Origin of the sequence: Proteus sp. G4415 (assembly GCF_963896075.1) — a bacterium.
Lineage (GTDB): Bacteria > Pseudomonadota > Gammaproteobacteria > Enterobacterales > Enterobacteriaceae > Proteus > Proteus mirabilis.
In genome coordinates this window covers 1-7,650 of the sequence record NZ_CAWQOK010000013.1, presented here as the reverse complement: position 1 = coordinate 7,650, position 7,650 = coordinate 1, and the positions used below count along the sequence as shown (strand labels likewise).

General features: G+C 38.0%; 8 protein-coding genes. All 8 read left to right on the top strand.

Features of this window, described 5'->3' with window-relative positions; all coding sequences use genetic code 11:
* The first annotated feature begins 211 nt into the window (after positions 1 to 211).
* The 8 genes from AACU95_RS01490 to AACU95_RS01455 all read left to right on the top strand — a co-directional run bounded on the left by AACU95_RS01490 (position 212) and on the right by AACU95_RS01455 (position 7,266).
* Positions 212 to 739 (top strand): fimbrial protein, encoded by a 528-nt coding sequence (locus AACU95_RS01490; protein ID WP_004244940.1) that lies wholly within the window; start codon positions 212 to 214, stop codon positions 737 to 739.
* A 239-nt stretch (positions 740 to 978) separates the two neighbouring features.
* The gene (locus tag AACU95_RS01485; protein WP_141192285.1) at positions 979 to 3,606 is read left to right on the top strand and encodes an outer membrane usher protein; all 2,628 of its coding nucleotides are present in this window, start codon (positions 979 to 981) and stop codon (positions 3,604 to 3,606) included.
* A gap of 48 nt (positions 3,607 to 3,654) precedes the next feature.
* Entirely contained in the window at positions 3,655 to 4,413 is a 759-nt protein-coding gene (locus tag AACU95_RS01480; RefSeq protein ID WP_004244938.1) for a fimbria/pilus periplasmic chaperone, read from the top strand.
* 11 nt (positions 4,414 to 4,424) lie between these two features.
* Positions 4,425 to 4,979 (top strand): fimbrial protein, encoded by a 555-nt coding sequence (locus tag AACU95_RS01475; RefSeq protein ID WP_004244937.1) that lies wholly within the window; start codon positions 4,425 to 4,427, stop codon positions 4,977 to 4,979.
* Between the two features lie 13 nt (positions 4,980 to 4,992).
* Positions 4,993 to 5,511 carry a fimbrial protein gene (locus AACU95_RS01470; RefSeq protein ID WP_004244936.1) on the top strand — a complete coding sequence of 173 codons (519 nt, stop codon included), beginning with the start codon at positions 4,993 to 4,995 and terminating at the stop codon, positions 5,509 to 5,511.
* 10 nt (positions 5,512 to 5,521) lie between these two features.
* Positions 5,522 to 6,058, top strand: coding sequence for a fimbrial protein (locus AACU95_RS01465; RefSeq protein ID WP_004247321.1), 537 nt, complete (start codon positions 5,522 to 5,524; stop codon positions 6,056 to 6,058).
* Between the two features lie 18 nt (positions 6,059 to 6,076).
* A complete protein-coding gene (locus tag AACU95_RS01460) occupies positions 6,077 to 6,925 on the top strand; it encodes an MrpH family fimbial adhesin (protein ID WP_004247322.1) in 849 nt (282 codons plus the stop codon).
* 20 nt (positions 6,926 to 6,945) lie between these two features.
* The gene (locus AACU95_RS01455) at positions 6,946 to 7,266 is read left to right on the top strand and encodes a helix-turn-helix domain-containing protein (RefSeq protein WP_004244929.1); all 321 of its coding nucleotides are present in this window, start codon (positions 6,946 to 6,948) and stop codon (positions 7,264 to 7,266) included.
* The last annotated feature ends 384 nt before the right edge of the window (positions 7,267 to 7,650 follow it).

Below are 7,650 nucleotides of genomic sequence, written 5' to 3'. Positions count from 1 at the left end.
GCGTTATCTAATTTCGGTTGTTAATTATTATTTATTTTATGTATTGATGATTAATTATAGAGATTAATTTTTACAATATATCAAGATATACCAAATTCATTGCGTATCTTATTCATAAAAGAGAAGTGTATCGCCTGTATGGGATTATTTTTCTTAATTGAATGTTGTTGCTTTTATACTTTATTTAACTTTTATATTTTAGGAAAACAAAATGAAATTAAAAAAACTGCATTTAGTTTTAGGGTTAGGCTTATCTATCATTGCGGGCTCTGCATTAGCGGCAGATCAGGGGCATGGTACTGTTGAATTCTATGGTTCAATTATTGATGCTCCTTGTTCTATCGATCCTGATTCAGGTGCTCAACGTATTCCATTAGGTCAAGTGTCATCTAGCGCACTGAAGGACGGTGGCCGTAGTGCGTCAAAAATGTTTAAAATCAAATTATTACAGTGTTCTACTGAGACATATAAAACAGTCAAAACAACCTTTACCGGTGCTGAAGCTCCTGATGTTTTAGAGGGGGCTTTAGGTATTGAAGGGATCGCCAAAAATGCAGCTGTTGTTATCACCAATGCAGGTGGTGAACAAATCAAATTAGGTCAAGCAAGTGCCGCCCAAACATTGAATGACGGTAACAATGACTTAAATTTTGCCGCTTATTTACAAGGATCTTCCTCAAAAGCTGCTATTCCTGGTGATTTTACAGCGATAGCCACTTTTGCTTTATCTTATCAATAATAGTCGTCAAATAAAGCTTTGTATAAGGATATACAAGGCTTTGTTAACTGATGAGCTTTCTTATCGTTAGGACACTTTTGTCATCGCGCTAGATATCGATGGTGAGTAATAGTAAAACGCGCTCTTTTTATAAATACAAAAGGATTATCAAACATAGTGATATTTCATCCGTAGGGGCATTACCGATAATTGACTGTTTTGGGCTCGAATATCACTAAATGGATTAGTTAGGTTTACTTATGGCTAAATTATTCAAGACGATTGATTTAAATGTTAAACATAAAAGTAAGCAGTGCAGAGGTCGTTCTGCTACCACACTGATCTATTTCGTGATTATAGGGATGGCAAGTATTGCCAGCGAGTCATTTGCTGTTAGCAAAGATATTGAATTTAACTCAGATATTCTTGACTTAAAAGATCGAGGAAATATTGATTTATCAAGCTTTTCCCGAGCGGGATATATTACTCCTGGCAAGTATGAGTTAATTATTAATATTAATAACAATGAATTAAGTGGAACTTATCGTGTTGACTATATTGTGCCCAAAGATGATCCCAAGGCAAGCGAACCTTGTATCTCACCCATATTAGTTAAGCAGTTTGCACTCAGACCAGAATGGTTAAAAAAGTTAACTTGGAAAGATAAGGGTAATTGCCTTAATGAGGCATCGTTACCAGGTATGAGCCTGAGGACAGATTTAGGTAGTGGGGTTTTTTTTATTACTCTTCCTCAAGCTTATCTAGAGTATTCATCACCGAATTGGGAATCGCCTTCTTTTTGGGACGAAGGTATTGCTGGATTATTGTTTGATTATAACGTTAATGCCAATGTCAGAGCGCCTAGTGATGGCAAGCAGAAACAGCAGATCACCGCAAATGGTACGGCGGGGGCAAATTTAGGTGTTTGGCGTTTTCGGGCAGATTGGCAAGCAAGTTATGAGCACACTACAGGTGTATTGCATAGCACAGAAAATCACTGGAATTGGGATCAATTCTATCTTTATCGAGCGATAACGAAATGGGGCGCCCGTTTAGTCATGGGGGAGACTTACTTACGTTCAAACCTATTAGATAATTTCCGTTTTACGGGAATAAGTTTACTTACGGATGAGCAAATGTTGCCCCCTAATTTACGAGGTTATGCTCCAGAGATCACGGGAGTTGCAAAAACGAATGCAAAAGTCACTGTGAGTCAACAAGGACGGATTATCTATGAGACACAAATCGCGCCTGGGCCATTTCGTATTCAAGATCTGCATGATGCGGTAAGTGGACGCTTGGATGTTCGTATTGAAGAGCAGGACGGAACAATACAAGAATACCAAATTGATACAGCCAATATTCCTTATCTTACAAGACCGGGACGCCTTCAATATAAAGTATCTGCGGGTAAGCCTTCTCGATTAGATCATAAAACTGAAGGGCCTATTTTTGCAATGGGAGAGTTTTCTTGGGGAGTGAATAATGGTTGGTCTCTTTTTGGTGGCACTTTAGTTTCTAAGGATTATAACTCGGCCTCGCTAGGTTTTGGACGAGATCTAATGATGTTAGGTGCTATCTCTTTTGATACGACTCATTCATGGGCAACCTTCGCTAATGAGAATAAACACTATCATGGCAGTTCATATCGAATTAGCTATTCAAAGCGTTTTGAATCTATTGATGGGCAAATCACTTTTGCAGGCTATCGATTCTCTGATCGTCATTTTATGAGTATGGATCAATATTTAGATAGGCGTTATCGCTATGGCGCACAAGAAAATAATAAAGAGCTTTATACCCTTACACTGAGTAAACAATTTCCTCAATGGGGACTTAGTACCTATATAAATTATAACCATCAAAGGTATTGGGATAGACCGAATAACGACTATTACAACTTCTCTTTATCAAAGTATCTCGCTATCGGGAAGTTTAAAAACATTAACATTAGCTTATCCGCTTATCGTAATCGTTTTAATGGCAATCATGACAACGGCGTGTATTTCAACATTAATTTGCCTTGGCGTGATAGAGCAACGATAAGTTATAACTCGGTCATAAATAAAGAAGGTAACTCACATAATGTCAGCTATTTCGATCGCATTGATGATAACAATAATTATCGTCTAAGTGCAGGAGTTAGTAGTCGAGGTAAACCATCGGCGGATGGTTTCTTTACACATTATGGTGATGTTGCTTTAGTAACGGCTTCAGCCAGTCATATTAACGGCGACTATACTTCGGCATCTTTATCTTTCCAAGGTGGGGCAACATTAACCACTAAAGGCGGGGATTTTCACCGTAGCAATATGCCGGGGGCAACCCGTTTGTTAATTGATGCTCAAGGTGTTTCTGATGTCCCGGTAAAAAGTCTTAGTGCCATATCTCATACCAATATTTTTGGCAAGGCGGTGATCCCCGATATTAATCACTATTATCGAGGCAGTGCTTCTATCGATCTTAAACAGCTACCAGACAATGTTGAAGCACTACGTTCTATTCATCAATTAACTTTGACTGAAGGCGCTATTGGCTATCGTCAATTTGATGTGATTGCCGGACACAAAGCGATGGCAACAGTACAGTTGGCTGAAGGAGGCGTTCCGCCATTTGCAGCGACAGTAACAACGCTTAATGGTCGAGAATTAGGTGTTTTTAACGACGGTGGAAAGGTTTATTTAAGCGGTATTAATTCAGGCGATGTCTTGTATGTACATTGGGATGGTAAAAACCAATGCCAATTATCCATTCCTAAATTGGCGGATACACAACTGATCACATCACTGCTTTTAACTTGCTTTCAAAGACAGCCGACTATTTCAACATCATTCCTGGAAACAGATAAAACGCAAGCATTACCTCAACATTCATTCCTTAGTAAATAACGCTAAGTAATAACAATAATTGATTAATAGAGAGAAGAGTAATTAAAGATGATGGCATCTAAACATTTATTTATGGTAACTACCACCTTATTAACTGGAATGGTGTTTACGTCGCAAGTTGGTGCGACAATCGCTTTAGATCGTACACGTATTATTTTTAATGGTGCTGATAAATCAGTAAGTCTGAGTATAAGTAATCAAAACAAAGAATTACCTTATTTAGCTCAAGGTTGGCTAGAGAACGAGCAAGGAGAAAAAATAGAAACACCTCTTATTGTATTACCTCCTATTCAGCGTATTGAACCTGGGAATAAGAGCCAAGTGAAAGTGCAATCATTACCTGATATTGCACAACTACCTCAAGATAGAGAGAGTGTTTTTTATTTTAATTTACGTGAGATCCCTCCACGTAGTGATAAACCCAACGTATTACAAATTGCACTACAAACGCGGATAAAATTGTTCTATCGACCAAAATCTATTTATGCCACCCAAACTGATTTAAGTAATCCATGGCAGGAAAAAATTACCTTAACAAAGCAGGGGGAGAGTTATGTTGTGCATAATCCCACACCCTATTATATCACTATTGTTGATGGTCTAACGGATCTGAAAGGGAAAAGCTTAGAAGGATTTACCCCTATCATGGTAGCGCCTCGAGGGCAGGAAAAACTCAATTTAACGGTTTCTACGCTGGGGGCTTCTCCGGTATTAAGTTACATCAATGATTACGGTGGTCGTCCAAGATTGAAATTTAGCTGCGATAGTCGTGAATGTAAGGTGATAGAAACAGACCAAGGAAATTAATAGGTATATTTATGAAACAGCAGATTAATAAAAATAGTCTTGTATCAATATTGGTACTATTGAGCTTTTTTATCACAACAAATGTAACTGCTGTGACACCAGTTTTGTCAAGTACGGGACTATCACAAAATTCGCCTATTACACCTATTTATCCGATCCCTATCAATATAAAAGGGTACGTTATCGCTCACCCTCCTTGCATGATCAATGAGGGCAAAACGGTAGAAGTGAATTTCGGTGATGTGCTAAGTACACGAGTTGATGGCTTAAATTACAAACGTCTGGTTGATTATCATCCAAGTTGTGAACAAATGCCCATTAATACACTAAAACTTTCTGTCGAGGGGAATGGTACTTTTTTTGATGCCAATGCATTAATGACCAATATTACCGGATTAGGTATACGTATTTTGTATCAAAATAAACCACTTAAGTTAGGGCAGGCAATTAATTTTACTTATCCCGATTTTCCTGTATTGGAAGCGGTGCCTGTGCGTGATTTTTCTACTCTTCTTGTGGGAGGAGACTTTTCTACCACAGCGACATTGCGCATGGAATATCAGTGAGGAGATAACGGGAATGTTTAATAAACAGAGGATATTCTTTTTCATAACGTTACTTTCATCATTTTCATTAATGGCTGATGAGACGGCAAATAAGGCGACAATCACTAACAGCGAAAATAATTTGAGATTATTTGGCACACTATTTATTCCCCCTCCTTGTGTGATCCAAAACAATGACATGATTGATGTTAATTTTGGTCACCAACTGGGAACGAGTCGCATCGATGGCATTAATTATACAAAGACCGTCAATTACACGTTGCAGTGTGAAGAAAATGCAAAAGGTTGGGCATTAGGTTTATCCATTATCGGCTCTGCAAGCCAATTTGATGCGGCTGCTTTACAAACCAATATAACGGATTTAGCCGTACATCTCACGATAGATAGTGAGCCATTTATTTTAAATAAACGGTTTGTTATTACCTCTGATAAACCGCCGATTATTTTAGCTGTGCCTGTAAAAAAATCAGGAAGTACCTTAACAAAAGGTGCATTTGAGGCAACAGCAACGCTACTTGCTGAATATCAATAGGAGTATCGGGATGATATTACAAAGATTATCTCTGAGTACTGCAATCTTTGCCGCTGTGATAGCTATGGCTAATGCTGATCCTAATATGCGTTTTCATGGTGAGTTAATTGATGAGCCATGTGTAATAAAACCCGGTGATGAAATTATTGTCATCACGCTGGATAAAGTGACTGATAGTGCTTTTTACAATGGAGTAGAAAGAACTAAAAGCCAGCAATTTGAGATCCATCTATCGGAGTGCGATCTCTCTATGAATAACAAAGTTTCCATCACATTTAAAGGTGATGAAAATAAGGCGATGGCAGGGAAAGGTTTTCTAGCATTGAGTCCAATAAGTCGAGCCTCTGGTATTGCTATTGGTCTAGAAGATAGCGATGGAGTCCTCTTACCCATTAATCAGCCATCGAAAAATATGGCTTTACTTTCAACTAATAACACATTGAGGTTTAGTGCTTTTATACAAGCAGAACCTACCGCAATTGCTAATCAATCAATAAAACGGGGGCCCTTTAGCGCCATTGCTACATTCCATTTAAATTATGACTAATGTTGACTTGAGGTTTATATGCTTATACCTAAGCGCCAATTAATCTTTTACTTATTTACTAGCATGTTGATATATCCAGCTTCCTCTATAGCCGCTATTTTTTCTTATATTACAGAATCAAAACCAGTAGGTAATGAGGGGACAGGGGCTGATTACACTTTTATTATCCAGCGTTGGGATCCCGAGCCACCAACGGCTTTAAATCCTTGTTATAAAAAAAAACCTTGTTATATAACCATAAATCATCGTCATCAGCCTAACCAGTCTGGAGGCTCAGCGACCAGAACTATTTTAAGTGATGGGCATAAATATCGAAGAATGGAAGATCTACGTATTGCTGTTATGAAAGAATTAGGAGGCTTCCCTTATGGCCCAGGAGTTGCCATTCATCGATATGTTGATACATCAACCATACAAGAGTGCGTTGGTATATTTTATCAGCCAAATGCTTATGGTTTTGCTGAAGATGGCTATTTATTACCGGGTTCTATTTGTGCAATTGCTCCCCCACCTGTTGGACATTGTGATGTGTTAGCCCATTCTGTTGAGTTGGATTACGGCAATGTGGGGGAAAATGAATTAGACAATGCGGTTCGTTCTCAAACTGTGAATGTGACGTGTAATCGTGATGTCTCTTTACAGGTTGTTGCAACAGGAATGAATAATCGTCAAGTCCCACTACGTAATGACAATAGCTTATATGCTGATTTATATATTAATGATAAATCTGGCGAAGAGGGAGAGGCTATCTTTGTCGCTAAAGGCAAAATGGTTTCTATACAAGTGAGTTCTAAATTGAGAACCAATGGACATGTTGCTCCAGGGTATTTTTCTGGCTCTGGCGCGTTGATTCTAACGTTACCATAATAATAAAAGGTTGAAATATCATGGTGAAATATCGTCGTGCAAATATTGATGTCAATGCACTGGTAGGTAAGCGCATACAAAAAAGGCGTAAAGAGTTAGGTTACACAGGTAGCCAATTGGCGGCAAAACTAGGGGTTAGCCAACAACAATTCTCACGCTATGAGCGAGGGTTAAACAAAATAGATCTTACTTATCTAGTGCTATTAGCTAAGTTCTTAAACACACCCATTTACTGGTTTTTTGAGGACTGTATTACTTCAACGTCGGTCAAAAGTGGCAAACCGCTAAGTCGACGAAGCAATCTTTTAGCCAAAAAAGCACTAGACGCATTTCTGTATTAACCTTTACCTCTTACAAGAAAAAGTCCTTAAATAAGCAACCTATTTAGGTCAGGCTAAGGGGATGTTTTCCCTTAATGATCGCTATAGCGATATTGACTGTCGAGTTATGTTGCACTCATTAGGCTTGCAATCACTATCCCTAAGCGAGCTTAGATGGGTAGTGATTGCTTTATGAGCATTATAAATGTGTAGAAAGAGACGAAAAAATCAGAATTAATTGTATTTTGAATATATCTCTTATACTAAGTTAAATTATTAATGATAAATCTTTTTAATGTTTTTCTGTGGGTAAATGGATACCTTCTAAGATAGAGTCTATTGGAATAAAAATGATTATATTTCAAAAAAAATTAGTACACCAAATATGACCGGGTTTATTAAAAT